Here is a 25,699-nt window from a genome sequence, read left to right on the forward strand (position 1 = left end):
CTGTCGTCTCCTAGCGCCTGCCACCGCCGCGGCCGCCGCCGCCGCGCATTCCGCCGCCGCCGCTCGGCCGGTTGAAACTCGAGCCTTGCATGCTCGACCGTCCGCGATCGGCGCTGCGCTGCGCGGAGCCGCCGCCTACGCCTTGAAAGGCGCTGTCGCGCCCGCTGCCGCCACCGCCACTGAACCCGCCTGCGCTGCCGGCGTGGCTGCCGCTACCGCCGACGCGATCGCTCGCCCGGTTGACGTTTCCTGTGCCCGCGCCGCCGCGGTTCGATGCGCCACTGCGATCGCCGATGCTTGAGTTGTCTGCGACCGACGCGCGGCTATTGCGTCCGCCTGACCGGTCCACGGTCGATGCGCGATTACCAGCGCCGGCACCGGCACCGCCGCGGTCAGCCGTTGCTGCGCGATTGCCGGCACCCGCCCGGTCGCCAGTTGCTGCGCGATTGCCCGCGCCCGCCCGGTCGCCAGCCGCCGCACGGTTCCCGGCGTTCGCCCGATCGGCGGCGCTTGCGCGCTGATTGGCTCCCTCGCTGCGCCCGCGGAAATCGTTGCGCGCTTCGGCGCCGGGCACATTGCCCGCGTACTTGTTGCGCGTCGTCGTGTCGCGATACGCGACGCCCTGCCGATGGCTCGCGTCGTGCTGCCAGCGGTTGCCGTTGCCTTGTACTTTTGTGCGATCGAAGTTGCGGTCGATATTCGCGGCCTTGTTAACGTTGATATTGACGTCGCCGCCGCCCCAGTTGCAGTTGCTGAAGATTGCGCCGGCGGCCGCAAGGCCGATGCCCCACGCGAATCCGGTGGCTAGCGCGGCGCCCGGGTAGTAGGCGGGCGGCGGCGGCCAGTAGTAGGGCGGATAAGTCGGATAACTCCACGCGCCGTAGACGACCGTCGGGTTATACGCGGGCACATAGATCACCTGCGGATTGGCAGGCTCGATACGCACGATGCTCTGTCCGCCGCTCGTGGCGGGAGGGTCGACGACCACATTCTGCTGTTCGGTCGACTTGAGGTTGCCCGCTTCCTTTGCACGCGCGCGCAAGCGCTGAATGGCAGCGAATACGTCCTTTTCCTGGGCGAGAAATGCGTCGCCGAGTTTCTGCGTCCAGTCGAGCTTCTCGTTCATCGGCTCGAGGATTTGCGGAAACGCAACGAGCGATTTCACGCTGACGTCCCACGGTTGATTCTCGACAGCCTTGATCGCGGCGTCGCCCTTCAGTTTAGGGTTCGCCTTGACCCAGCGCGCGGCATGCACGATCTCGAGCGGGTAAGTCGAGGCCATCAGAACCTGAGATAGTACGGAGTCCGGGTAAAGCGCGATCGGTGCGACCAGCGCTTCGATTTCTTCGGGTTTGAATGGGGCAGGCTGAGCGGGTTGTGCGTTTTGCGTCGCCTGAGCCGTCTGTTCGGGTTGAGCGAGCTGCGCCGGCAGCGGCTCTGCGGGCGAGGGCGTTTGCGCACACACGATACCCGCGGCCGACGTCAGCATGACGAACAGCCACATGTGCACGGCTTTGATCCGTCGTTCGGTATGCGAGGACATTGCCGCTCCTTGGTGGGGCGCCAACTCAATATGATGTTAGGTCATTCACGGCTGTTTTGTGATGCGTTGAAACGCGCAATACCGCCCTACAATGAAACGAGGTCCACCTGAGGGAAAGGGCCATCGTCAGAAAGGAGACCGCGATGGGTGAGCTCTGGTTATCCAATATCCAGAAGGAAACGTCCGACGACGAAATCAGGCAGTTTTTGTGCGGATACGGGTTTCCTTCGTTCGACTGGATTCAACGCATCGACGGCACCGGCACAAGTCCCGCTGCGTTGCTCGGCTTTAACGAGGTGCATGGATATGCGCTGCGTGGCCTGCAATCGCGCGTGCACAACCTGTTCTGGAAAAACCGCACGGTCACGGTTCAGGTTCTGCCGGAGCGCTACGAGTACTGATCTCCACGTGGTCATCCGCCGCGACGCACGCACACACTTTCATCCTGGCGTGCAGGCGCCGAACATCACATAGGTGTGGTCGCGGTTCGCGAGGGTCGAGGTCATTTCGCCGGTCGCCGAATCGAGCACGAGCGTCCACGCAAAGCCGAGTTCCGTGCCCTGCATCAGGATCTGGCCTGGTGTTTTCGCCATCGACTCGATCGGCGTCGTGCGCGAGGTTCCCCGAATCGTCTTTTTGACGAAGTCGATGCGCATGAATTGCGGCAAGCCGATATCGGCCGGCAAAGCGCGTTCGCAGACCTCGCCGGGATCGCACGAATGAGCGTCGACCGTCGCGCAGATAAGCGCGGTTTTTCCGTCGAAATCCGCGGCGGCGCCCGCTATCGGCGTCAACGCACAGGCGATGGTGCATGAGATTGCGGTGAGTGTTCTGTTCACGGCGGTAGCTCCCATAGCATGGCAGCACTAATTGATCGTGTAGCCTCGTCCGCTCATGCACGCGGAAATGGCGCGATTGTATGTAGCCATTTGCTGCGAGGTGTCCTGTGCGACGTACTCTTGCTGCTGTTGTGCGGCGGCCGCGTTGCGGCGCTGGCGAATGCCGCCGCCCACCGTGCCGGTGATGGCGCCGATCGCCGCGCCTTTGCCCGCGTCGCCCGCAATCGCGCCGATGGCCGCGCCCATCGCGGCCCCGCCCGCCGCGCCGCGCACGCGTTCGCCTTGCGGCCCCGGTGGCGGTGGCTGGCTAGCCGCGCGCTGAGCAAGCGCGGATGGATTCACGCCGGTATTTTGCTGGGCCCACGCTTCGCACTGGCCCATATCGCTGGCCTGCTTCTGCGGGCTTTGGCCCCTCGCGGGATAGATGATCGGTTGCTGTGCCGACGTGTGACCGCCTAGCATTATGACGGCCAGCGCCGACGCAATTCGCAACATTCGGGTCATGGATCGATCGCCCTTGATACAGTGGTGCCATGGCCGCATGGATGCTTTGCCGAAGCAGATGACGGCCGTTTGCCATGGTCGAGTATCGGACGCGGATGCGGTAAACGATATTGGACCTTGATCCAATAGCAGATGAGTGCCTCGGTGGTCTAAGCTGGATCGGCCGCTGGAAAAACCGCTTAAGGCTTAGGAAGCGTTAGAGGTATCCATGAAGAAATCCGAGAGGCGTGTAGCTATCGCGCTGGTAGGTGTTGCGATCTGGCTCGGCGGACTTTATGCGGCGATTCACGGGCTGGTCTACGACAAGACAATGGAATTCCGCTACGGGGCACTTGCTATTTTTGTCGGGGTGGCGATAGCGGTGATCGCGATGAATCTGATATCGCTTCGAAGATCGAACGAAAAGAAAGAAAAGGGCGCGCTCTAACAAAATCGTCATGGCGACACCGCACATGTGCGATAGCGTCATAGGTGTACAAAGAACCCCGTTGAACGCACTGTCTCGCGCATTCAATGCGTATCGCATGCCGACGCGGGCGCTGTTTCCTTTTGCGGTTTCATCTGATCTTGTGCCGTGCTGCGATTCGCTGCGCGAGCGTTCGCGAGGCCGCTTTTGCGCGGCCCGCCGCGTGTTCTGCAAGTGCGCACATCCAGCGGAATCGCGGCTTGAATTCCATGGACAGTAACGTATGCTGCGTTGAGACAGAGCGCCTGTGCGGCACACCGAGCGCGATCCACGCTCCTCGGGACGAGGCTGCAAGGACAGGAGGCGTCGGTATGAGCAAGCAACCTTTGGCGGGCGCGGAGCACAATGCGCTCAGCGGCGAAGAACTCCGGCTGATCGACGCCTGGTGGCGCGCATGCAACTACCTGTCGGTCGGCATGATCTACCTGCTCGACAACCCGCTCCTGCGGGAGCCGCTCAAGGCTGAGCACATCAAATACCGCCTGCTCGGGCACTGGGGCGCAAGCCCCGCGCTTTCGTTCGTCTGGGCGCATCTGAACCGCGTGATCAAACGCGACGACCTCGATGTGATTTTCATGGCCGGCCCCGGACATGGCGCGCCGGGCGTGCTCGGTCCAGCGTATCTGGAAGGCACATACTCGGAGGTGTATCCGGACAAGAGCGAGGACGCCGAGGGTCTGCAGAAATTCTTCAAGCAGTTCTCATTTCCGGGGCATATCGGCTCGCATGTCACGCCTGAAACGCCGGGCTCGATACACGAAGGCGGTGAGCTCGGCTACAGCCTGTCGCATGCCTATGGCGCCGCGCTCGACAACCCCGATCTGATCGTCGCGTGCGTGGTGGGCGATGGCGAATCGGAAACCGGCCCGCTTGCAACAGCGTGGCATTCGAACAAGTTCATCAACCCCGCGCGCGACGGCACCGTCCTGCCGATCCTGAATCTGAACGGTTACAAGATCGCCAATCCGACCATCCTTTCGCGCATCAGCCACGAAGAGCTCGAAGCGCTCTTCGTCGGCTACGGCTATCGGCCGCATTTCGTCGAAGGTTCGGACCACGCGGAAATGCACGAGAAGATGGCGCGCACGCTCGATGAGGTCATAGCGGAAATTCGCGCGATCCACGAAAAGGCGCGCTCGGGCGGCAATATCGAGCGGCCCCGTTGGCCGATGATCGTCTTGCGCACGCCGAAAGGCTGGAGCGGGCCGAAGGAGATCAATGGGCACAAAGTGGAAGGCTCGTGGCGTTCGCATCAGGTGCCGTTTGCCGATGTGCGCGGCAATCCCGCGAATCTCGACGTGCTCGAGCACTGGATGCGCGGCTACAAGCCCGAGGAGCTGTTCGATGCGAACGGACGGCTTGTCGGCGAACTGAAAGCGCTCGCGCCCGTCGGCTCGCGGCGCATGAGCGCGAATCCGCATGCGAACGGCGGCACGTTGCGCCGTGAGCCGAAACTGCCGGACATTCGCGCTTACGCCGTCAACGTCGTCGACGCGGACGCCGGTAAAGTGCTGCACGAAAACACACGGCCGCTTGGTGACTATCTGCGCGACACGATGCGCGAGAACATGCATACGTTTCGCGTGTTCGGCCCCGATGAAACGGCATCGAACCGGCTGCAGGCCATTTACGAAGTGAGCAAAAAGGCGTGGATGGCCGACATGCTGCCCGAAGACGACGACGGCGGCGAACTCTCACGCGACGGCCGCGTAATGGAAATGCTGTCCGAGCACACGCTGATGGGCTGGCTCGAAGGCTACCTGCTGTCGGGACGCCACGGATTCTTCCATACGTATGAGGCGTTCGCGCACGTCATCGATTCGATGTTCAACCAGCACGCGAAATGGCTCGATATCTGCAAGAACCATGTGCCGTGGCGTGCCTCGGTGTCGTCGCAGAACATCCTGCTTTCGTCGACCGTATGGCGGCAGGATCATAACGGCTTCTCGCATCAGGACCCAGGTTTTATCGATCTCGTCACGAACAAGAGTCCGTCGGTCACGCGCGTTTACTTGCCGCCTGACGCGAATACGCTGCTCGTGGTGGCCGATCAGTGCCTGCGCTCGACCGACTGCATTAACGTGATCGTCGCCGACAAGCAGAAACATCTGCAATTCACGACGATCGACGAGGCCATCGTGCACTGTGCGAAAGGCATCGGTGTGTGGACGCGCGCGAGTACCGACGAAAATGAAGACCCCGATGTCGTGCTCGCTTCGTGCGGCGACGTGGCGACGCAGGAGGCGCTCGCCGCGGCCGCGATTCTTCGCGAACGGCTGCCCGAACTGAAGCTCCGCTTTGTGAACGTGGTCGACCTCTTCAGGATGCAGCCCGCGAGCGAGCATCCGCATGGCTCGACCGAGCGCGAATTCGACAGCCTGTTTACGGTGGACAAACCGGTCATCTTCAATTTTCACGGTTACCCGTGGTTGATCCATAAACTGGCCTATCGCTTCCGCAATCATGAGCATCTGCATGTGCGGGGCTACAAGGAAAAGGGCAATATCAACACGCCGCTCGAACTGGCCATTCTGAATCAGGTGGACCGCTTCAACCTCGTGATCGACGTGCTCGACCGCGTGCCGCGTCTGCAAGGGCGAACCGCGCATCTGCGGGAAGACATGCGGAACGCGATTATCAGCAATCTGGAATACGCGCATACGCACGGCACCGATCGCGCCGAAATCGCCGACTGGGTCTGGCCGTACTGAGCCCGATGAGCCTTGCACTCGGGCAGCGCGCAGTAGGCAGCAGGCATGCGTAACGACGATAAGGACGGTTCATGGAAGACGCTCCCATCACGACCTCGACGCCAATAGCGGAACCGGCGCGCAGCGGTCTTGGCGTCGATGCGCTGCGCCGCGATATCGTCGACAACCTGATCTGTCTGCAGGCCCGGTATCCGGAGATCGCAACGCCGCACGACTGGTATATGGCGCTCGCCTATACCGTGCGCGACCGGATGATGACGCGCGGTGTTGCCACAGGGCATGCCTATGTGTCGCACAGCGCGAAAATTGCCTGCTATCTGTCGGCGGAATTCCTGATTGGTCCGCAGCTCGGCAACAACCTGATCGCGCTCGGGATCGAGAACAATGTGCGCAGCGCGTTGCGCTCGCTAGGCGTCGAACTCGACGCACTCATTGCGATCGAGGAAGAACCCGGACTTGGCAACGGCGGGTTAGGCCGCCTGGCCGCCTGTTATATGGATTCGCTGTCGACGCTGGAAATTCCAGCGATCGGATACGGCATCCGTTACGAGTTCGGTATCTTCGATCAGGAGATTCGCGACGGCTGGCAAGTGGAAGTAACCGACAAGTGGCTCCAGAAGGGCAATCCGTGGGAGATTGCGCGTCCCGACATCGCGTTCTACGTGAATTTCGGTGGCCGGACGGAAAGCGAAACCGACGAACAAGGGCGTCTGCGTGTGCGCTGGATTCCAGGGTACACGGTCAAGGGTGTGGCGTGCGACACGCCGTTGCCCGGTTTTCGCGTGAATACGTGCAACATGTTGCGACTCTGGAAGAGCGAAGCGATCGAATCGTTCGATCTGCAGGACTTTAACGCCGGCGACTACTACGAGGCCGTGCACGAGAAAGTGAAATCGGAAACGCTGTCGAAGGTGCTTTACCCGAACGACGAGCCCGAGTCAGGCAAGCGCCTGCGCCTCGCGCAGCAATACTTTTTCGTGTCCTGCTCGCTGCAGGACATGTTGCGGCTGCTTGCACTCAAGGGCGAACCGGTCGGCCGCTTCGCCTATCTGTTTACGGCACAGTTGAACGACACGCATCCGTCGATCGCGGTTGCCGAGTTGATGCGCCTGCTCGTCGATGAGAAGCTGCTGCCGTGGGACGAAGCGTGGGACATCACGCGGCGCGCACTCGCTTATACGAACCACACGCTATTGCCCGAGGCACTCGAAACATGGGGCTTGCCGCTGTTCCAGAGCCTGCTGCCGAGGCCGCTCGAAATCATCTACGAGATCAATCGCCGCTTTCTCGACGAAGTGCGGCATCGCTATCCCGGCGACGACGCGCGCATCGCGCGCATGTCGATGATCGACGAAAGCGGTGCGAAGCGCGTGCGCATGGCCCATCTGGCGACGATCGGCAGCCACGCGGTCAACGGTGTGGCCGCGCTGCATACGAAGCTGCTCGAAGAGACCGTGTTGCGCGATTTCGCCGAACTCTGGCCTGAACGGTTTCGCAATGTGACCAACGGCGTGACGCCGAGGCGCTTCGTGATGCTCAGCAATCCGGGCCTGGCTTCACTGCTCGGCGAGGCAGTCGGCGAGCACTGGGCGACCGATCTCGCGAAGCTGCGCAAGCTCGACGAATATGCGGACGATGCCGCATTTCAGGACCGCTGGCGGCGCGTCAAGCGCGCGAACAAGGATCTGCTCGCAGCGAATATCCGCAGCGCGACGGGCATCGCGGTCGATCCGGCCGCGCTGTTCGATATTCAGGTCAAGCGTATTCACGAATATAAGCGGCAACATCTGAACGCGCTTTACATCATCACGCTGTATGAACGCCTGCGGCTCGATCCGCATCTGGAGGTGCCGCCGCGTTGCTTCGTGTTCGGCGGTAAAGCGGCGCCGGGGTACGCAATGGCCAAGCTGATCATCCGCCTGATCACCGGCGTGGCCGAGGTCGTCAACAACGATCCGGTGGTTAACGGGCGGCTGAAAGTCGTGTTTTTCCCGGACTTCAACGTGAAGAACGCGCAGTTTATCTATCCTGCGGCGGACCTGTCGGAGCAGATTTCGACAGCCGGCAAGGAAGCGTCCGGCACGGGCAATATGAAGTTCATGATGAACGGCGCGCTGACGATCGGCACGCTCGACGGCGCGAACGTCGAGATTCGCGAGGAAGTCGGCGACGAAAACTTCTTCCTGTTCGGCTTGACGGCCGAAGCGGTGGAGCGTGTCAAACGCGAGGGCTACCGGCCCGCCGATTACGTGTGCGCCAACGACGAATTGCACGGCGTGATCGAGGCGATCGGCAGCGGGCGTTTTTCGCGCGGCGATCGCGAGATGTTCCGGCCGCTGCTTGATAACCTGCTCAACCACGATCCGTTTCTCGTGCTCGCCGATTACGCCGCGTATGTGGCTCGCCAGCAGGACGTCAGCACGGCGTGGCAAGACACACGGCGCTGGAACCGCATGTCGATCCTCAATACCGCGCGCTCCGGGAAATTTTCGTCCGACCGCGCGATTCGCGAGTATTGCGAGCAGATCTGGAAGATCGAGCCTGTGAGGATCGCCCTTGAGCGAAGGCGCTGAAACACGGCCGGCGCGTGTCTATGCGGTACGCGCCGGCTCACGCTTTCCACCGGGCGCGACCGCGCTGCCCGAGGGTGTCAATTTCTGCATTTTCAGCCGCCATTCGACGCGCGCGGAACTGCTGCTGTATGAAGCGCCCGATAGCGCCGAGCCGTTTCAGATCGTCGCGCTCGATTCGCAATCCAATCGCACGTTTTTCTACTGGCATGTGCTCGTCGAAGCACTGCCGCCGCGTACGTGCTACACGTGGCGCATCGATGGTCCGCACGACACGCAACTCACGGGCCGCGCGTTCGACGCTCAGAAAGAGTTGCTCGATCCGTTTGCGCGCGCGGTCGATAGCCGGTTGTGGATTCGCCGTCCGGTTGGCGATCAGGTCAATCGCGCGCACGCGACGAACCGGGCGCTCGTCACGGAGCCGCTCAAGCCGTTGCAGACCACGACCGCCCGACGTGCCGTGCGCACCCTCACCGACGCGGTGATCTACGAACTGCATGTAGGCGGCTTCACGCGCGATCCGTCGAGCGGCGTCGCGCACGCAGGAACCTTCGCCGGGTTGATCGAAAAAATTCCGTATCTGAAGGAACTCGGTGTGACGCATGTCGAACTCTTGCCGGTGATGGCGTTCGACGAACAGGATGTTCCGCCCATCGCGGCCGGGCGAGGGCTCGTCAATTTCTGGGGGTATAGCACGCACAGCTACTACAGTCCGCATCCGCGCTATTGCCGCGACCCGGCGCGCGCGCCGCAGGAATTCCGTGAGCTAACCGATGCGATGCACGAGGCCGGTATCGCGGTGCTCATCGACGTCGTGTTTAACCACACGGCCGAAGCGGGCGCGGCGGGGCCAGTGATTAACTTCAAGGGCCTCGCTAACGATATCTTCTATCAGCACGATGCGGGCGACCGGCGTCAGTACCTCGATTACACCGGTTGCGGTAATACGGTGAACTGCAACCATCCGCTCGTCACCGCATTCATTGTTCACTGCCTCGAATACTGGGTGGAGGAACTCGGTGTCGATGGTTTTCGGTTCGATCTCGCGAGCGTGTTCGCGCGCGGCCCGCATGGCGAGCTGATGGGCGATCCGCCACTGCCGTGGTCGCTCGAGGCGTCGCGCGTGCTGTCTCACGTGCCGTTGATCGCGGAAGCGTGGGATGCGGCAGGCCTTTATCACGTCGGCGCGTTTCCGGGCATGGCATGGGCCGAATGGAACGGCCGCTATCGCGATCTGATCCGCCGCTTCGTTCGCGGCGAATCGGGGCTCGTCGGCCAGGTCGCCACCTGCATTGCAGGCAGTTCCGATATTTATGCGGACGACGGCAGACTCCCGACCAACAGCATCAACTTTGTGACGTGCCACGACGGCTTTACGCTGCACGATCTCGTCAGCTACGACATGAAACACAACGAGGCCAACGGCGACGACAATCGCGACGGCAGCAACGACAATCTTTCGTGGAATTGCGGAACGGAGGGCGAAACGCACGATGCGGCGATCATGGCCTTGCGCCACCGTCAGGCACGCAATCTGATGGCGATTCTGCTGTTGAGCCAGGGTGTGCCGATGATTCTTGCCGGCGACGAAGCGCTGCGCAGCCAGCGCGGCAACAACAACGTCTATTGCCAGGACAACGCGCTTGCGTGGTTCGACTGGGAGCCTTCAAAAGCGGGCACGGACATGACGCGTTTCGTGCGCGAGCTGATCGCGTTGCGCAAGCGTCACGCGAATCTGCGACGAAGACGATTTCTGACCGGCGCGGCTTCGGCCGGCCGGACGCAGCCGGACGTCGTGTGGCATGGCGAGCGCCTGAACGAAGCTGCGTGGCACGATCATGGCGCACGGCTGCTCGCGTTTACGCTCGGCGGTGAAGCCGCGGGTGAACCGGCGCTGCACGTGGTCTTCAATATGAATGCGTCGCCTCGCGATGTTGCGCTACCGGTATTCGACGGGCGGTGCTGGCGGCGCATCGTCGATACCGCGCTGGAGAGTCCGCACGATATCGCGTCAGCAGAAGAGTGGATCGCGACGGAAAGCGGGCATTGCAGGGTGGAAGCCCGCAGCGTCGTGGTATTCGAAGAAGGCCCGGCGTAGATGCGAGCGCAAAAGTAGACGCAGAAAGTAGGCGCACCCATGCGTACGACTTTGCCGGCGTGCGCTCAATCGAGGCGTTTGCGCGTAGTCAATCCACTCGCCTTATCCCACTGCTCGGGCGTCATCTTTTGCACGGTGACACCGAACGTCCAGATATGTCCTTCGGGATCTCTCGCGCGATAGGTCCGGTCGCCATAGAACTGCGTGGCCGGTTCCATCACGATCATCGCGCCGGCTGCGCGTGCGTGCGCGCAATGCGCATCGATGTCCTCGCCCTCCGCCAACTGCACATGAACGGACTGCGTGTTTCTGCCGCCGACCGAGCGCGGGCTTTTATGATCGTCGCTCCATTCGCTGCCGACCATGACGACCGAATCGCCATACGACATTTCGGAATGGGCGAGATTGCCGTCGCCGTCGAGCAGGACGAAGAGCGGCTCGAACCCGAATGCGGCTTCGAGCCATCGATATGCGGCTTTCGGGTCCTGATAGGAAACCGCGCTCGAAAGGCCTTTAGTGCGGTAGAAGTCGGTCATCGTGCTCCTCCTGTTCGTTCGCGTAAGGGTATGACCTGGTAAGTATCGAATATTTATCGCAGGTTACAAGCCGTAGGGGCTTTCCATTGCAGACCCCTTTTGAGCGACTCCTTAAACTTCTACGCACAACGACCGACGTAGAGGCTCCATGACCCTTCAGCAGCTGGAGACGTTTTTCTGGACCGTCAAGCTCGGCAGCTTCGCGGCAGCGGCCGAGCGCCTGTACGCAACGCAATCGGCGGTCTCGATGCGCTTGCGCGAACTCGAACGGGCGCTCGGCGTCGAGCTGTTCGACAGAACCCATCGTGCGGCGCGTCTCACGCCGAAGGGCCGCGAACTGATGGACTACGCGAGCCGGATCCTCGATCTGTCGACCGAGCTCGAACACCGCATCGGTGCGCCCGAAGCGGTGTCGGGTGTCGTGCGTTTCGGCGTGGCGGAAGTCGTGACGACGACCTGGTTGCCGCGGCTCATCACCGTGATTGCGGAGCGGTATCCGAACGTACGGCTCGAGATCGAGGAGGCGCTGACGGCCGAACTGATGGCAAGCCTGCGCCAGGCGGAACTCGAACTCGTGCTTGCGCCGGGGCATACACGAACGCCTGAGCTGTCGACGCTGTCGCTTGGCGTCGTCGACTTTCAATGGATGGCGAGCCCCGCACTGGGCCTTGGCGACCGTACGTACAGCCCTCGCGAGCTGGCCGGGTATCCGATCATCGGTATGAAGCAGTCGTCGTTTCACTATGCCGCGCTCGAGGACTGGTTCATGAGCGAACACGCGCGTTGCCGGTATCTTGCGCGCTGCAAAAGCGTCGCGGTCGCGGCGTCGATGACGATTGCGGGCATGGGCGTGTCGTATCTGCCGGTGCGCTCGTATCTGCCGGAAATCACGCAGGGCAAGCTGACCGTGGTCCATGTCACGAATCCGCTCGAGCCCGTCGAGTTTATTGCGGCCTGCCCCGCGGGCCATTCGTATTCGCTCCCAAGGGCGATCGCGGAACTGGCGCGCGAGGTCAGCGATTTCGAGCGTATCGAGATCCAGACCGACAGCCCATGACCTGTTCGTACGACAAAAAGGTTAGACGAAGCGCGGCGGCGAAAATGCTGCGGCGCATAACGACAGTTCAACAAACTTGATGCTTCAGCGCGCGAATTACTCGTTTGAGTTCATGCTTTCGCGAGCCTAATCTTTTCCTCAAGCACAGCGCATGAGCCTCACCAAAAGGCCTCACACAGACTGGTGCTGCGAATCAAGGAGGAAGACATGGAAGCGGTCCTCGTGCGGGAGGAGGCCCCCGTTCGTGCCAGTGACGAGCGGCACGCAAAGCTTGAAGTCCGTTTGAAGTCCATCACGGCGCTTGCCGACGATATCAACGCTTTCGAATTCGTGAGCGCAAATGGCGCGTTGCTGCCTGCGTTCACGGCCGGCTCGCATATCGACGTGTATCTCGCGGGCGGCGTCATCCGCCAGTATTCGCTCTGCAACTCGTCTCTGGAACGGCATCGTTACGTGGTCGCTGTGCTGCGCGACGAGCGGGGCCGCGGCGGCTCGGTTGCCATGCACGACACCCTGCGTGCGGGCCAGAAGCTGCAGATTTCTCAGCCACGCAATCATTTCGCACTCTCGAGCGCTGCCGGCCTGCACGTGTTTATCGCCGGCGGGATCGGCATTACGCCGGTCATGGCAATGATCGACGAGGTGCGTAAACGTGGGCAGGCGTTTCATCTCTACTATTGCGCGCGCACGGCGCAACGCGCCGCGTTCCTTGACGAACTGAAGCCGCTGATCGAAAGCGGTCAAGCATCGCTTCATTTCGATAATGGCGACCCGCGTAACGGCCTCGACCTCGTATCGACACTGAGCGGTTATTCGTCCGGCACGCATCTCTACTATTGCGGTCCCGGCCCGCTGATGGACGCGATCGAAGCGGCGAGCGCGCACTGGCCAGCGGCGACGCGCCATTGCGAGCGTTTTTCCGCGGGCGCCGCGGCGAACCCCACTCGAAGCAGCAACACCGATAGCGGCAGCGAAAAAGACGCGCCGTTCGACGTCGAACTGCGCCGCTCGCAGAAAACGCTGACCGTGCAGCCGGGCGAGTCGATTGTCGACGTGCTTCGATGCAATGGCGTCGACGTCGATACGTCGTGTTGCGAGGGGTATTGCGGCACCTGCATGACGCGCTATCTTGCCGGCGAGCCGATCCATCGCGACACGGTGCTCGACGACGAAGACCGTGAGGAGTTCGTGATGATCTGCTGCGCGCGCGCGAAGAGCGCGACGCTCGTGCTCGACATCTGATTGGCCGGGAAGACCACATTTCAAGAAACAGGCCGGACCGCACTGTCCGGTTGCATCGATGTCCCCATTCTTCTGGAGAGGATGCTCGCCATGAGTACATTCGAATACGTCAAAGATTGCTGGTATCCGATCGGTTTTTCGTCGGAGTTTCCCGCGGGGCAACTGCAAGGCCACAAGATCGTCAACCGTCCGATCGTGATGTGGCGCTCGGCAGAAAGCGGCGAGGTCGTTGCATTCGATGACCGGTGCTGTCATAAGCGCTTTCCGCTGTCGCAAAGCAGGCTGCTCGACGACGGCCATCTCGAATGCGCCTACCACGGCTTGTGCTACGACACGTCAGGCCGCTGCGTGGCGATTCCGTCCGCGCCGGACAAGCCGATTCCGCCTCAGGCACGCCTCAGTGTCGTGCCGGTCTGCGAGCAGGACGGCGTGGTATGGGTCTGGCCCGGCAGTCCCGCCGGCGCCCAGCGATTCGCGCCGCCGCGTACGTCCGAAGTAACCGACGCCGGCAACCTGTCGATCGGCTCGCCCGAGCCGCTGCGCGTGCCGGCGAACTACCTGTTGCTGATCGAGAACCTGCTCGACATCACGCACTTTTATCCGTTGCACGACGGCAATATCGGTGACAAGGAAAACAGCCGGATTCCGGTCGAACTGGAAGAAGGGGACAGCGAAGGACATACGTTCGTGCGCACCACGCGCCACGTGCACGGCTACCGGCAGCCGCCGTATCTGAAGGAGTGGTTCCTGTATGACACGGTCGAACGGGTTCACACGCACTGCATGGTGACCCCGGGGCTGACGCGCGTCGTGATGCGCGTCGCGCCCGAGGGCGAACTGGGCACGGACAAGGAACGCGGCTATACGCTGCTGCATCTGCATTTGCCCGTCGACGAGCGCAACCTGGTCTGGCGCTGGAACGTGTCGTGCAAGGAGTGGCATACGACGCTTAGCGATCCGAACATGCCGACCGCGCGCAAGGTTGCCGAGATGTTCCCGGCTGTCGTCGAGCAGGATCAGTGGGCGCTCGAACGCCAGCAACGGATGATGGAATACCCGGACGACGGCTACTCGGAACTGTTCCTCAAAACCGATAAGGCCTTGCGTCGCGCGCGTCAGATTCTGATGGCGCTGCAGCGCAAGGAGCGCGAACTGCAGATTATGCCGGTTGGCGAGACGTCGGCGGCGAAGGTGTCGGAGCTGGCATAGATCGAAGCCCGACGCGTGGCTGCCGTACAGAAAAAGCCGGAGAACCGCGGTATATCAGTTTAACGAGCGGTTCAACGAGCGGTCGAACCTGGCAGCCCTGATAAAGACCCATGGTCAGGAGACACATTGTGGAAACCCATGATACTTCGCCGCTCGCGGTCCGGCCGCAGTCCGCTCCCCGTTCCGAAGGGGACCACAAGACCTTGCTGCAGCGCGCTGTTTCGTCGTGCGTGTACGTGTTCGAGCGCGTGATGCCCGACCCGTTCGTGATCGTGATCCTGCTGACGGTGCTGGTCGCGGCGCTATCGCTTGCGTTTGCGCCGAAAGGCACACCCGATACGATTCTCACCGGCTGGTACAAGGGCATCTTCGGCATCTTCACGTTCGCGTTCCAGATGGTGCTGGTTCTAGTGACCGGTTACGCACTCGCAAGTGCGCCGCTGATCAAGGCCGGCTTGCGCAGCGTGAGTCGGCTGGCGGTCGGGCCCGTATCGGCGGTGCTGCTCGTGTTCGGCGTCGGCGCCGTCGCCACGTTTCTGAACTGGGGCTTCGGGCTCGTCGTGGGCGCGCTGCTGTCGAAGCAGGTTGCCAGGCAGGTGCGCGTGGATTTCGCGTGGCTCGTCGCTGCTGCCTACAGTTCATGGGTGCTGTGGGCGTTCACGGGCATGTCGAGTTCGATTGCGCTGTCGATCGCGTCGCCCGGCAATCCGCTCAATATCGTCGAGCAGCACACGCACGCGGCGGTGCCGCTCACGCATACCGTGTTCACCGGATGGAACCTGCTTGCGGGCGTCGCGGCGATGGTCCTGATTCCGGTGGTGTTTATCCTGATGCGGCCCGCCGACAAGGATGTCATCGCCGCCGACGCCAGCCTGATCGAGGCCGAGGAGAAAAAGATCGAGCAAGCCGACGATTCACGCGCGGGAACATTCGCCGGCGTGCTCGAACGCTCGCGGATCTGCGCGCTCGTGTTCGTTCTGGCCGGCGCGGCTTATCTCGCCATGCAATGGATTCGCCACGGCGTGAACCTCGACATCAACACGGTGATCTTTATCTTTCTGCTTGCCGGGCTGTGTTTGCACGGCAGTCCGCGCCGGTACGTTGGGGCGGTGACAGAGGCCGCGAAAGTGACCGGGCCGATGCTGCTGCAATACCCGTTTTATGGCGGAATCATGGGGATCATGGGCGCGACCGGGCTCGATGAAGTGGTGGCACATGCCTATATTCATGTCGCGTCGGGCAATACGCTGCCGTTTCTCAGCTATCTGGCTTCAGGCGTGATTACGCTCTTTATTCCGAGTGGCGGCGGCCATTGGGCGGTGCAGGGGCCGTTCACGATTCCGGCTGCGATGCAGTTGGGCGCGTCGTTGCCGGGCACCTCGATGGCGATCGCCGCAGGCGAAATGGCGGGCAGTTTGCTGCAGCCGTTCTGGGCCATTCCGGTGGTGGCGATTGCCGGTCTCGGCGTGCAGCGTGTTCTGGGCTTTACGCTTGTGATTTTCCTGACGGCCGGTTCGTTGCTGGGGCTCGTCTATCTGTTCGTCGTGCCGGTGTGGGCGGGAGCGTAAGCGGCTCGACGAGATGACATGGCGCAGGCAGCGAACCTGAAATCAAGTAAAAATCGAATGCCGCCTGCGCAATTCGCCGGTCATGCCGGCCGCGATGATCGGTCCATGAAAGTGCGCGCGCAGGCTCTGCGCCGCCACGGGCGTTTGATCGCGTGAGTCGTCTTCGACATTGCCTGCGATGCGCGGCTCGATCAGATGCCTTCAGGGCGCATGACGTCGCCCAAAGTGCGCGTCTTCGTCCGATTTCCTCATCAGCATCGGGTTCCCACCTGAAGACGTAGTGCTCTCGCCGAATCACGTCATCAGATGGATGCTTTTGGTACCGGTTACAAAATATCGTTAAAAAAGTCAACGTGTCCTGAAATAGCACTTTTTGTGGCGCGTTGTTGCGCGTGTTTTTAACGATTTTTCATCCTTGTCGATCCAAAAGAAACCGGTTACATTGACGTAATCGCGGTGGCGTTCGTCCACGTGTAGCCGCGATGCGTCCAGCCAGGGCGCCCCCAGGCATTTCACCCGTAAATCGCGCATCCGCTTCGCGCATGCGCGTGGGATGGCTTTGTCTTCAATAACTGGCGCAACTAAAAGACAGGAGACGTTGATGAAGCGGTTTGCAGGAACCGGAGCGCTGATCGCGGCGGCCGGAGCGGCGATTTGCGCGACGCCGGCATGCGCGCAGAGCAGCGTGACGCTGTACGGCATTATTGACACCGGCGTCGTCTATCAGAGCAGTTCGACGTCGCTCGGCTCGACAAGCGGGGGCCACTCGGCTGTGAAGCTCGCCACCGGCATCTGGGCCGGCGATCGCATCGGATTCAAGGGTAACGAAGATCTCGGCGGCGGCAACCACGCGCTGTTCGTGCTCGAATCGGGCTATAACGGCACGACGGGCGGTGCGCAGTTCTCAGGTGCGATGTTCGGGCGGCAGGCATTCATCGGCCTTGCGAACGACAAATACGGCTCGCTCACGCTCGGCCGGCAGTACACGCCGTACTACCTGCTGCTGTCCACCTATAGCCCGACCACCTGGCTCACGGGCTTCTTCGGCGCACACCCCGGCGACCTCGATTCGCTCGATACGGTATTCCGCGCGAACAATACGGTGATGTACACATCGCCGACGCTGTACGGCCTCAAGGTCAGCGCTTCGTATTCGCTCGGCGGCGTGCCGGGCTCGTTCAACAGCGGCGCGACGTGGAGCGCGGCGGCGCTGTATCAGGCGGGCCCTGCGGGCATCGCGGTCGGCTTCATGCGCGTGAACAACTCGACGCCGGGCGGCGGGCCGTGGGGCGCGAATTCGACGCTGACCTCGGGCGGCCAGGTGGCGATTTCATCCGCGACCAACGGCTATGCGACCAACGCCGCGCAGCAGCGCGTGGCAGTGACGGCCGGGTACAACTTCACGCAGAACCTCGATCTGTCGTTGTCGTACTCGAACGTGCAGTACATTCCCGGCATTCACTCGCTGTTCACCGACCAGGCGACCTTCAATACCGAAGGCGCGGTGCTGCATCTGCGCGTCGCGCCGGCGTGGGATTTCGCGGCAGGGTACAGCTACACGCGCGCGACGAAATCGAACGGCATTAGCGATAACGCGTCGTATAGCCAGTTCAATCTGTCCGAGTACTACGCATTATCGAAGCGAACCGGCATCTATGCGCTACAGGCCTATCAGCGCGCGAACGGCAAGACGCTCGGCACGGCGGGCGGTTCGAGCATCATTGCGGCGACTGCGTCGCTGGGCGACGGGTTCAATTCGACGCCGGCTTCGGGGCGCAGCATGTTTGCGGCAGGGCTTGCGATCATTCACCGGTTCTAAATGGATCGCGAGCCGGGTTGCGAACCGGGTTGCGAATCGATCGCGAGCCGGGTTGCGAACCGATCGCGAGCATCGAAAAACAGAAAGCCGGCGTGAGCCGGCTTTCGTATTGGCGGCGCTGTTTCGCACCGCGCATTCGTTGCGTTATTTACCGCGTGTTCCTCATTGCTCGTCCCACGTGCGCACGACCTGACGCTGCACGCCGAGACCTTCGACGCTCAGTTCCATCACGTCGCCGGGCTTCAGATACTTTTCCGGCTTCATGCCGAGACCCACGCCCGGCGGCGTACCCGTTGTGATGATATCGCCCGGTTCGAGCGCGACGAACTGGCTCGTGTACGACAACAGCTTCGCGATCGGGAAGATCATGTCCGACGTGTTCGAATTCTGGATGCGCTTGCCATTCAGTTCGAGCCACAGCGGCAATTGCTGCACGTCGGCAATTTCATCGGTGGTGACGAGCCACGGTCCGATCGGACCGAACGTCGGCGCCATCTTGCCTTTGACCCACTGGCCGCCATGTTCGAGCTGAAATTCGCGCTCGGAAATATCGTTGCACACGCAAAAGCCAGCGATATACGAGAGCGCATCGCTTTGCTCGACGTAGTGCGCATGCTTGCCGATCACAAAGGCGATCTCCACTTCCCAATCGGTTTTAACCGAGTTGCGCGGCAAGCGCACGGGATCGTAAGGACCGGAAATGCACGAGGGCGCCTTGTTGAAAATGATCGGCTCTTCGGGAATCGGCGCGTTTGTTTCGATCGCGTGCTGCACGTAGTTCAGACCGATCGCGACAAAGTTGCCCGGCCGCGCGATGCACGAGCCGACGCGCGCGTTGTCCGCAACGAGCGGCAGCGAGTCGACATCAACGCCACGCAGTTTTTCGAGGCCGCCGGAGGCGAAGAACGCCGGGCCATAGTCGCCGTCGACAAGCTTCGATGCGTCGCGCAGCTTGCCGTTTGCATCGACGAGTGCCGGCTTTTCGGCGCCGGGCTGGCCGTATCTTGCGAGTTTCATCTGTTGTCCTTGGGTATCTTTGGATTGATGCCGGGTTGGTTCCGCGGTGGGTCTTTATGCCGCCTCGTTTCGTCAAGGCGATTGCGGTGCGCCGAGGCGCGTGATTTCCATCGCGTAGATATCGGCAGCAGGCGGGTTAGCGCAGAACGCGCGGAACGCCGGATGTAGAAACTGCTGCTGGGCGAATTCGGCTGCTTCCCGCGTCGCGGCTTCGACGAGCACGATGCGCGTCGGCACCGTGAATGCGCGTTCCTTCGCTTCGTTGGTCTCGATGTTGCTCGCCTGCGTATCGGCGTCGCAAAGGTGCGCGGCGAGTACGGAGGGGTGGCGGGTCAGCGCGGGGAACAGCGTGTCGCCGAGATGGCGTGCGAAGCCGTCAGCCGCGTCGGCGGCGATATCGAGGCGCGCGGCGCAGATCCATCCACCGGTGCTGATGCCGCTCGATAACGAAACCGTGCAGATCGAGCGCGCCGTATTGCGAAAGTGGCGCACTGTCGCGCGTGTTGCCGGCGTCGGATTGTTCAGGCGTTCGAGGTAGGTTTCACCGGTTAGCACCGGCAGATCGTCGGCTTCGTAGATCGTCAGCCATTCAGGGTGAGCATCGTCGCCGCGCAGGCGACGGCCCCGATTGAAGCCCGGAATCGCTAGACGCTCCGGTATGTGTTCGTTGTTGTGCCATTCATAGAACGCGTCGCGGCCTTCGTCCGTGACGTCGTTCCAGATCAGCACGACGGCTTTACCTAGCATTGGCATTGTTGTCTCCCAGGCGGATGTTGTGTGCTTCCATGGGGCAGGGCGCTACGAATCCAGCACGCTACGAGTCCGCGCGACCAAGCAGAAAAGCAAGCAGCGCTTCCGTCTGCCCCGAATGCATATCGACGCCGGTCACCGTGGCGCAGCCGCGGCTCTGTGCGAAAGCAATGAGTGGCGTAAAGCCGCTGCTCAGCACGACGTCTCCCACTGCAATGCGCGACGAGAGCCCGTCGAGCGGCGCCGGCAAGCCGTCGCCCGCGCGCATGCCGACCGTCGACGCGTTGATGACGATATCGATACCATCGGTGCCGGCCGCGCCGAGCGACATCCGGCACGACGGGCAAGCATCGCCGAGCGCGGCGACGCGCGGCAGCGCATTCGCGTGATCAGGATCGACGAAGCGGATTTCGGCGACGCCGGCGTCCGCAAGCGACACCGCAATCGCAGCGCCTGCGCCGCCGCAGCCGAACATCAGCACGCGCGCATGGCGCAGCGGCACGTCGCGTTTTCTGAGCGCCGACACGAAGCCTTCGCCGTCGAACATATCGGCATGCCATTGCCCGTCCGCAGTACGCCTGAATGCATTCACCGCGCCGACGCGCTCGCCGCGCGAGCCGACCGTGTCCGCGAATTTCAGCATCGCGACCTTGTAGGGCGCGGTGACGAGCACGCCATCGAGATTGCCGAGCGCCATCAGCCCGGCCACCGTTTGCTCGAAGCGCTCGGGCTGGACGTGGCCGGGAATCATCACCGCATTGATGCCGCGTTCCGCAAAAGCCTGCGTGTACACGAGCGGCGAGCGGACCTGCGCGATCGGGTCGCCGATGATCGCGTAGAGGCGGGTGGCGCCGGTGATGGTCGGAGCGGCCGTCAAGACTTGCTCCCGCGTTGTGAGGCGTGGCGTTCGGCGAGCCATTCGGCGAAACGCGCGCTGCGGTACTGGCGCCCGCGCCGCGTCACGTCTTCGCGCAGATTCATGAGGCCCGGATGGAACAGGCGGACATCCATTTCCTTCGCGTCGGCGGCAACGGGCGGGCGGAAATCCATATGCTGGAACACGTCGCGTTCGAGATCGATGCCCGGCGCGTACTCAGTGAGTTCGAGCCCCTGTTTGCCAATGCGAAACACGGCGCGCTCGGTGACGAACAGCACCTTCTGATTGCGTTCGCGTCCGCCTGCCGCGCTATAGCAGATCTGCTCGAGCGTATTGACGAACTTGCGATGCCGGCCTTCCTGACGAATCTGCGTCTTGCCGTTCTCCCAGCCGATATCGAGTCCGCCCGCCGTCAACGTGCCGCTGAACACGACGGTGCGCGCATTGCGGCTGATGTTGATAAAACCGCCTACGCCGATGATCTTGTCGCCGAAGCGGCTGATATTGACGTTGCCTTGCGCGTCGACTTCGGCGAACGAGAGAAACGCGAGATCGAGGCCGCCGCCGTCGTAGAAGTCGAATTGCGAAGGTTGTTCGATCATCGCGGCGAAATTTTGCGCGCCGCCCGAGTCGCGGCCTGTGATCGGCGCACCGCCGATCAAGCCCTGTTCGTTGGTGAGGATCGCATCGTCGAGCACGCCTTCTTCGGCGGCGACCGTGGAGAGGCCGGTCGAGATGCCGGCGCCGAGATTGCAGACCGCGTTCGGGTAGAGCTCCATCGCCGCGCGGCGCACGACCACCTTGCGCGGGCCGAACGGCAGCGGCTTGATCTCGTCGAGCGGCACGCGCAGTTCGCCCGAATAGCTCGGGTCGTAGGCGGTCGCATACGTCTGGCGCTGCTCCGGTTCGACCACGATGAAATCCACCAGAATGCCTGGAATTTTCACGTGCTTCGGCGGCAGCGTACCGCGCCGCGCGATCCGTTTGACCTGCACGATCACAAGACCGCCCTGGCGGCGGGTTGCCTGCGCCATGGCGAGCATTTCGCCGAATACCGCTTCCTGTTCCATCGTCACGTTGCCGTCTTCGTCGGCAGTGGTGCCGCGCAGGAAGGCGACATCGATCGGAAACGGCTTGAAGCGCAGCCATTCCTCGCCGTCGAGTTCCATCACTTCGACAAGGTCTTCGTGCGTGCGCGGGCTTTGCTTTGCGCCTTGCTGGCGCGGGTCGACAAAGGTGCCGAGGCCCGTTTTCGTGATGAGGCCGGGGCGGCCCGCGGCCATGTCGCGCATCAGTTGCGACAGCACGCCTTGCGGCAGCGTGTAGGCCTCGATCTTGTCCTCGGCGGCGAGCGTGACGAGGCCCGGCGAATCGACGAGCGCGCTCGTAATCGCGCGCTTGAGCAGGCCTTCGCGCGCGAGATGCGTGGCGCCGAGCGCCGCGCGGTCGCCGATGCCGACCACGCTGATCGACGTGAGGGCCGTGGGCTGCTGCTCCGTTTCAAAACGGCGGCCGACGGCGGCCAGCAGTTCCTCCGGTACCGAATGCCCGCCGCCCGAGCCGCTGATCAGCACCGAGTCTCCGGATTTCAGAAGCCTTGCGGCTTCGTCGCTTGTAATTCGTTCCATCGCTTTTTCCTGTCACTTTGGCTTAACAGATATCGCTAATGTAACCGGATACATTAGCAAGGGCAAGTCGTCGCGTTACATCGCTGCATGGCTTTGAGTAGCTTGCAAAGGGTGGCATTCCGTAGCCGTTTACGGATGGTTGTGTAACCGGTACCATTGTCGACAGGCGATGGACGTGTCCGCGCGGCGCGGACGCAATCGGCTCATCTCAAACGGAGGCAATAGTGGCAATCAAGGGCGTGGAAATCGGACAGGTGTTCAAGTTTTCGAAAACGGTCGGCGAGACGGACGTCACGCTGTTCGCCGGGCTGACCGGCGACTTCAGCGATACGCATATCAACGAGCAGTACATGCAGGAGAAGTCGAGCATCGGCACGCGCATCGCGCATGGCGCGCTGATCGTCGGCTATATGTCGACCGCATCGACGATCAGCATCGCGCATGTGATTCACCGCGACGATCTCGACGAATTCCCGGTGTCCGCCGGTTACGACCGGATCCGCTTCATCAAGCCGGTCCTGCTCGGCGATACGGTGACGGTCATCTACCGGGTCGCCGAAATCGACGAGGAAAAGCGCCGCAGCATGGCCGAAATGGAAGTGATCAACCAGCGCGGCGAAGTCGTCGCGGCGGGCCGTCATCTGATGAAGTGGGCGAAGAAGCTGAAGAACTGATGGCCGTGATGGTTGTGCGGCAGCCTGAACCGGGTGCGGCTTGCGCGCTCACCCTGTCGCTATAATGGGCGCATTGAATCGGTGCCCCCAAAACATGGCAAGAGCAGAAAACTCCGGCGACGAGGTATCGAGCGAGCCGCCGCCGCGACGTGCTCGCGGCGGTTCGGTCACGTTGCGCGACGTGGCGAGATTTGCGGGCGTATCGTCCGCCACCGTGTCGCGCGTGATGAATAACCCCGAGGCGGTGTCCGAACAGCTGCGCGCGCGCATCGAAGTGGCGATCAAGCATCTGGGCTGGGTGCCGAGCGCCGCGGCCCGCGCGCTTGCCACGCAGCGCACCGGCACGATCGGCGCGATCTTTCCGACGGTCGCGAACGAGCACTATGCGAGTGCCATCCAGTCCTTGCAGGAGGCTTTCGAACAGCAGGGCTATACGTTGCTGCTCGGGTGCTCCGAATACGAAACCGACCGTGAGCTGCGCCAGGTGCGCAAGATGCTCGAGCGTGGCGTCGACGCCTTCGTCGTGGTCGGCGATACCCATCGGCCCGAACTCTATCCGCTGCTCGAGCAGCGCGAAACGCCGGTCGTCAGTACGTTCAACTATTCGGCGAAGAGCCACGTGCCTTGCGTGGGCGTCGATAACTATCGCGCGTTCTTCGATCTCACCACCTATCTGCTCGAACTCGGGCATCGCAGCTTCGGCATGCTTGCGCAATCGGCCGACAGCAACGACCGCGCGCGTGCGCGCCGCGAAGGCGTGCGCGATGCGCTGGCGGTGCAGGGGCTCGGCATGAATCCGGCGCACTTCGTCGAAGGATTCTGGAGCGTCAACGAGGGGCGGCGCCTGTTCCGGCAGGTTGTCGATTCCCCGAAGCGGCCGACCGCGATGATTTGCGGCAACGGTTCGTTTGCGATGGGTGCGATGCTCGAAGCGATGTCGTGCGGTATCGATGTGCCGCGCGAGATGACGATTGCGGGCTTCGACGATTTCGAACTGATGGCCGAACTGCCGATTCCGATTACGACAGTACGTGTGCCGAGCGTGGAAATCGGTCGCAAGGCGGCCGAAATGATTATTGCGCAGCTCGACGGCAAGCAGGTGGAAAGCCTTGAATTCCGTGCCGAGCTGATCGTGCGCGCTTCTTCGGCGCCGCCGCCGAAGAAGCGGTAAGCGGCGTTCGCAAACCGCCGCGCCGCGCTGCGCTCAGTCAGGACTTGTCGATATCCTGCAACCGCAGGCCCTTCGTTTCACGCACGAACTTCAGCACGATGAGCGCCGCGACCGCGGCGCCCACCGAAAACGCGGCAATGCCGATCGCGAGCGTCGTGTTCACGCGATGAATGGTGGACAGCACGATAAACGGCGCCATGCCGCCGCCGATCACGCCGACGTTGTAGAGCAGGCCGACGCCCGACGCGCGCACGTCGCGCGGCAGGTTCTCGGTGAGCACGGTGCCCCAGATACCCGACGAGCCGACGAGAAAGAAGCCTGCCAGAAACGCGAGCGGCAATGCGATGCCGAAGCTCGATGCGCTGAACACGAGCGCCGCGACGAACAGCGATCCGATGGCCAGCATGCCACCGAGCGCGAGGCGCCGGCCGATGCGTTCCGCGATAAAGCCCGACGCGAAGAAGCCGCACACCTGGCCGATCGCCGATGCGCTCGTGATCCAGCTGATCGCGCCGGGCGCCATCTGCAGCGACTTCAGGTAAGTGGGCAGCAAACCCTGGAACGGCCACGAGCCGAAGCACAGCACGAGCATCAGCAGCCCGAGATAGGCGACCCGCCGCGGATAACGCGCGAATAGCACGACGGCCGGATTGTCGCGCCACGACATGATCGGCTCGCGCTTCGCTTCTTTCCACGCTTGCGCCTCGGGCACCATGAAGACGATGAAGAGGCCGAGCAAGATCGCAGGCGGAATGCCGATAAAGAACATGCCGCGCCAGCCGAACGCCGGGTACACCCAGTTGTAGGCCATGGCCGCGCCAATTGCGCCGAGGCCCCAGCCGGTATCGAGGATGCCGATGCCGATCGCGCGATGCTTTTCAGGCCACGCTTCAGCGACCATCGTCGCGCCGAGCGAGAAACCCGGCGCCATGCCGAAGCCGAGAAACAGCCGGAATGCCGCGAGCAGCGCAAAGGTGGGCGCGGCGCCGGTCAGTGCCGCACCGACGGTGAACCATGTCAGCGTGATCAGCAGCGGAATCTTGCGGCCGATCCGGTCGCTCAGGCTGCCGAACAGCAGGCCGCCGATCCAGCGTACGCCGTAGGTGGCGAGCAGCAGCAGCGATGCGGTGTCGAGCGTGACGTTGAAGGTCGTCGCGATGTCGCGCAATACGAAGGTGATCGCGAGAAAGTCGACTGCATCCATCACCCAAACGCCCCATGCGGCAATCAGCACCTTCCACTGAGCCCATGTGATGTCGTGATACCAGCGCCGCGTCTTGTCTGTCTCTGAGCTGATCGCTCTCGTCTTCATGTGCATCCTCTGATTTCTGGCCACCCTTGCTCGGGTCGCGGATCTTGTCTTGTCGCCACGCATATCGCAATGTAACCGGTCTCATTGCAGTGGCAAACTTATATTGAA

General features: G+C 62.3%; 23 protein-coding genes. 13 read left to right on the forward strand and 10 right to left on the reverse strand.

Annotated elements, in window-relative coordinates; genetic code table 11:
• Positions 1-10 precede the first annotated feature (10 nt).
• Complete coding sequence (locus KZJ38_RS28350) at positions 11-1,543, reverse strand: DUF3300 domain-containing protein (RefSeq protein WP_219803369.1); 1,533 nt, start codon at positions 1,541-1,543, stop codon at positions 11-13.
• A 143-nt stretch (positions 1,544-1,686) separates the two neighbouring features.
• On the opposite strand from KZJ38_RS28350, the gene KZJ38_RS28355 reads away from it, so the two are divergent.
• On the forward strand, positions 1,687-1,944 hold the full coding sequence (locus KZJ38_RS28355; RefSeq protein ID WP_219803371.1) for an RNA-binding protein: 258 nt from the start codon (positions 1,687-1,689) through the stop codon (positions 1,942-1,944).
• Between the two features lie 39 nt (positions 1,945-1,983).
• Here KZJ38_RS28355 and KZJ38_RS28360 read toward each other — a convergent pair whose 3' ends face one another.
• Together KZJ38_RS28360 and KZJ38_RS28365 are read right to left on the reverse strand one after the other, a co-directional pair.
• Positions 1,984-2,382, reverse strand: coding sequence for a hypothetical protein (locus KZJ38_RS28360; protein WP_246642049.1), 399 nt, complete (start codon positions 2,380-2,382; stop codon positions 1,984-1,986).
• Positions 2,383-2,409: 27 nt separating this feature from the next.
• Complete coding sequence (locus tag KZJ38_RS28365; protein ID WP_219803372.1) at positions 2,410-2,886, reverse strand: glycine zipper family protein; 477 nt, start codon at positions 2,884-2,886, stop codon at positions 2,410-2,412.
• Between the two features lie 208 nt (positions 2,887-3,094).
• On the opposite strand from KZJ38_RS28365, the gene KZJ38_RS28370 reads away from it, so the two are divergent.
• From KZJ38_RS28370 to glgX, 4 genes are all read left to right on the forward strand, one after another.
• Positions 3,095-3,313 carry a DUF2964 family protein gene (locus KZJ38_RS28370; RefSeq protein ID WP_219803374.1) on the forward strand — a complete coding sequence of 73 codons (219 nt, stop codon included), beginning with the start codon at positions 3,095-3,097 and terminating at the stop codon, positions 3,311-3,313.
• A 350-nt stretch (positions 3,314-3,663) separates the two neighbouring features.
• Complete coding sequence (locus KZJ38_RS28375) at positions 3,664-6,063, forward strand: phosphoketolase family protein (RefSeq protein ID WP_219803376.1); 2,400 nt, start codon at positions 3,664-3,666, stop codon at positions 6,061-6,063.
• Between the two features lie 71 nt (positions 6,064-6,134).
• Positions 6,135-8,636: a glycogen/starch/alpha-glucan phosphorylase gene (locus KZJ38_RS28380; protein WP_219803377.1), complete on the forward strand. Its 2,502-nt coding sequence runs from the start codon at positions 6,135-6,137 to the stop codon at positions 8,634-8,636.
• A complete protein-coding gene (gene glgX, locus KZJ38_RS28385) occupies positions 8,620-10,731 on the forward strand; it encodes a glycogen debranching protein GlgX (protein ID WP_219803379.1) in 2,112 nt (703 codons plus the stop codon). The genes KZJ38_RS28380 and glgX overlap by 17 nt, the downstream gene beginning before the upstream one ends.
• A gap of 65 nt (positions 10,732-10,796) precedes the next feature.
• Here glgX and KZJ38_RS28390 read toward each other — a convergent pair whose 3' ends face one another.
• Positions 10,797-11,267 carry a VOC family protein gene (locus KZJ38_RS28390; RefSeq protein ID WP_219803381.1) on the reverse strand — a complete coding sequence of 157 codons (471 nt, stop codon included), beginning with the start codon at positions 11,265-11,267 and terminating at the stop codon, positions 10,797-10,799.
• 148 nt (positions 11,268-11,415) lie between these two features.
• On the opposite strand from KZJ38_RS28390, the gene KZJ38_RS28395 reads away from it, so the two are divergent.
• The 5 genes from KZJ38_RS28395 to KZJ38_RS37225 all read left to right on the forward strand — a co-directional run bounded on the left by KZJ38_RS28395 (position 11,416) and on the right by KZJ38_RS37225 (position 16,499).
• Positions 11,416-12,324, forward strand: a complete 909-nt coding sequence (locus tag KZJ38_RS28395; protein WP_219803383.1) for a LysR family transcriptional regulator — start codon at positions 11,416-11,418, stop codon at positions 12,322-12,324.
• Between the two features lie 207 nt (positions 12,325-12,531).
• Positions 12,532-13,566 (forward strand): PDR/VanB family oxidoreductase, encoded by a 1,035-nt coding sequence (locus KZJ38_RS28400; protein ID WP_219803385.1) that lies wholly within the window; start codon positions 12,532-12,534, stop codon positions 13,564-13,566.
• Positions 13,567-13,656: 90 nt separating this feature from the next.
• Positions 13,657-14,775 carry an aromatic ring-hydroxylating dioxygenase subunit alpha gene (locus KZJ38_RS28405; protein ID WP_219803387.1) on the forward strand — a complete coding sequence of 373 codons (1,119 nt, stop codon included), beginning with the start codon at positions 13,657-13,659 and terminating at the stop codon, positions 14,773-14,775.
• 128 nt (positions 14,776-14,903) lie between these two features.
• Entirely contained in the window at positions 14,904-16,343 is a 1,440-nt protein-coding gene (locus KZJ38_RS28410) for a short-chain fatty acid transporter (protein WP_246642050.1), read from the forward strand.
• A gap of 18 nt (positions 16,344-16,361) precedes the next feature.
• Complete coding sequence (locus tag KZJ38_RS37225) at positions 16,362-16,499, forward strand: hypothetical protein (RefSeq protein WP_219803390.1); 138 nt, start codon at positions 16,362-16,364, stop codon at positions 16,497-16,499.
• A gap of 192 nt (positions 16,500-16,691) precedes the next feature.
• On the opposite strand, the gene KZJ38_RS28420 is transcribed toward KZJ38_RS37225, so the two are convergent.
• Positions 16,692-17,045, reverse strand: coding sequence for a hypothetical protein (locus KZJ38_RS28420; RefSeq protein WP_219803829.1), 354 nt, complete (start codon positions 17,043-17,045; stop codon positions 16,692-16,694).
• On the opposite strand from KZJ38_RS28420, the gene KZJ38_RS28425 reads away from it, so the two are divergent.
• Positions 16,945-18,162 (forward strand): porin, encoded by a 1,218-nt coding sequence (locus tag KZJ38_RS28425; protein WP_219803392.1) that lies wholly within the window; start codon positions 16,945-16,947, stop codon positions 18,160-18,162. The two genes, KZJ38_RS28420 and KZJ38_RS28425, sit on opposite strands and share 101 nt — an antisense overlap.
• A 162-nt stretch (positions 18,163-18,324) precedes the next feature.
• Here KZJ38_RS28425 and KZJ38_RS28430 read toward each other — a convergent pair whose 3' ends face one another.
• The 4 genes from KZJ38_RS28430 to KZJ38_RS28445 all read right to left on the reverse strand — a co-directional run bounded on the left by KZJ38_RS28430 (position 18,325) and on the right by KZJ38_RS28445 (position 22,434).
• Positions 18,325-19,179, reverse strand: coding sequence for a fumarylacetoacetate hydrolase family protein (locus KZJ38_RS28430; protein WP_219803394.1), 855 nt, complete (start codon positions 19,177-19,179; stop codon positions 18,325-18,327).
• Between the two features lie 72 nt (positions 19,180-19,251).
• The gene (locus KZJ38_RS28435; RefSeq protein WP_219803396.1) at positions 19,252-19,932 is read right to left on the reverse strand and encodes a class I SAM-dependent methyltransferase; all 681 of its coding nucleotides are present in this window, start codon (positions 19,930-19,932) and stop codon (positions 19,252-19,254) included.
• 61 nt (positions 19,933-19,993) lie between these two features.
• Positions 19,994-20,806, reverse strand: coding sequence for a shikimate dehydrogenase family protein (locus KZJ38_RS28440; protein ID WP_246642051.1), 813 nt, complete (start codon positions 20,804-20,806; stop codon positions 19,994-19,996).
• Positions 20,803-22,434 carry an acyl CoA:acetate/3-ketoacid CoA transferase gene (locus KZJ38_RS28445; protein ID WP_219803399.1) on the reverse strand — a complete coding sequence of 544 codons (1,632 nt, stop codon included), beginning with the start codon at positions 22,432-22,434 and terminating at the stop codon, positions 20,803-20,805. The genes KZJ38_RS28440 and KZJ38_RS28445 overlap by 4 nt, the downstream gene beginning before the upstream one ends.
• Before the next feature lie 224 nt (positions 22,435-22,658).
• Between KZJ38_RS28445 and KZJ38_RS28450 the strand changes: the two genes are divergently transcribed.
• Together KZJ38_RS28450 and KZJ38_RS28455 are read left to right on the forward strand one after the other, a co-directional pair.
• Complete coding sequence (locus KZJ38_RS28450; RefSeq protein ID WP_219803401.1) at positions 22,659-23,108, forward strand: MaoC family dehydratase; 450 nt, start codon at positions 22,659-22,661, stop codon at positions 23,106-23,108.
• A gap of 94 nt (positions 23,109-23,202) precedes the next feature.
• Positions 23,203-24,279 carry a LacI family DNA-binding transcriptional regulator gene (locus KZJ38_RS28455; protein WP_219803403.1) on the forward strand — a complete coding sequence of 359 codons (1,077 nt, stop codon included), beginning with the start codon at positions 23,203-23,205 and terminating at the stop codon, positions 24,277-24,279.
• 37 nt (positions 24,280-24,316) lie between these two features.
• Here KZJ38_RS28455 and KZJ38_RS28460 read toward each other — a convergent pair whose 3' ends face one another.
• The gene (locus KZJ38_RS28460) at positions 24,317-25,591 is read right to left on the reverse strand and encodes an MFS transporter (protein WP_219803404.1); all 1,275 of its coding nucleotides are present in this window, start codon (positions 25,589-25,591) and stop codon (positions 24,317-24,319) included.
• Between the last annotated feature and the right edge of the window lie 108 nt (positions 25,592-25,699).

The sequence above is a fragment of the Paraburkholderia edwinii genome, from assembly GCF_019428685.1.
GTDB classification, from domain to species: domain Bacteria; phylum Pseudomonadota; class Gammaproteobacteria; order Burkholderiales; family Burkholderiaceae; genus Paraburkholderia; species Paraburkholderia edwinii.

Bases quoted from the DNA above. Each gene is read 5' to 3' on its own strand.
- KZJ38_RS28350 (WP_219803369.1), bottom strand. From the start codon at position 1,543: ATGTCCTCGCATACCGAACGACGGATCAAAGCCGTGCACATGTGGCTG.
- KZJ38_RS28355 (WP_219803371.1), top strand. From the start codon at position 1,687: ATGGGTGAGCTCTGGTTATCCAATATCCAGAAGGAAACGTCCGACGAC.
- KZJ38_RS28365 (WP_219803372.1), bottom strand. From the start codon at position 2,886: ATGACCCGAATGTTGCGAATTGCGTCGGCGCTGGCCGTCATAATGCTA.
- KZJ38_RS28370 (WP_219803374.1), top strand. From the start codon at position 3,095: ATGAAGAAATCCGAGAGGCGTGTAGCTATCGCGCTGGTAGGTGTTGCG.
- KZJ38_RS28375 (WP_219803376.1), top strand. From the start codon at position 3,664: ATGAGCAAGCAACCTTTGGCGGGCGCGGAGCACAATGCGCTCAGCGGC.
- KZJ38_RS28380 (WP_219803377.1), top strand. From the start codon at position 6,135: ATGGAAGACGCTCCCATCACGACCTCGACGCCAATAGCGGAACCGGCG.
- KZJ38_RS28390 (WP_219803381.1), bottom strand. From the start codon at position 11,267: ATGACCGACTTCTACCGCACTAAAGGCCTTTCGAGCGCGGTTTCCTAT.
- KZJ38_RS28395 (WP_219803383.1), top strand. From the start codon at position 11,416: ATGACCCTTCAGCAGCTGGAGACGTTTTTCTGGACCGTCAAGCTCGGC.
- KZJ38_RS28400 (WP_219803385.1), top strand. From the start codon at position 12,532: ATGGAAGCGGTCCTCGTGCGGGAGGAGGCCCCCGTTCGTGCCAGTGAC.
- KZJ38_RS28405 (WP_219803387.1), top strand. From the start codon at position 13,657: ATGAGTACATTCGAATACGTCAAAGATTGCTGGTATCCGATCGGTTTT.
- KZJ38_RS37225 (WP_219803390.1), top strand. From the start codon at position 16,362: ATGGCGCAGGCAGCGAACCTGAAATCAAGTAAAAATCGAATGCCGCCT.
- KZJ38_RS28425 (WP_219803392.1), top strand. From the start codon at position 16,945: ATGAAGCGGTTTGCAGGAACCGGAGCGCTGATCGCGGCGGCCGGAGCG.
- KZJ38_RS28420 (WP_219803829.1), bottom strand. From the start codon at position 17,045: ATGCCGTACAGCGTCACGCTGCTCTGCGCGCATGCCGGCGTCGCGCAA.
- KZJ38_RS28430 (WP_219803394.1), bottom strand. From the start codon at position 19,179: ATGAAACTCGCAAGATACGGCCAGCCCGGCGCCGAAAAGCCGGCACTC.
- KZJ38_RS28435 (WP_219803396.1), bottom strand. From the start codon at position 19,932: ATGCCAATGCTAGGTAAAGCCGTCGTGCTGATCTGGAACGACGTCACG.
- KZJ38_RS28445 (WP_219803399.1), bottom strand. From the start codon at position 22,434: ATGGAACGAATTACAAGCGACGAAGCCGCAAGGCTTCTGAAATCCGGA.
- KZJ38_RS28455 (WP_219803403.1), top strand. From the start codon at position 23,203: ATGGCAAGAGCAGAAAACTCCGGCGACGAGGTATCGAGCGAGCCGCCG.
- KZJ38_RS28460 (WP_219803404.1), bottom strand. From the start codon at position 25,591: ATGAAGACGAGAGCGATCAGCTCAGAGACAGACAAGACGCGGCGCTGG.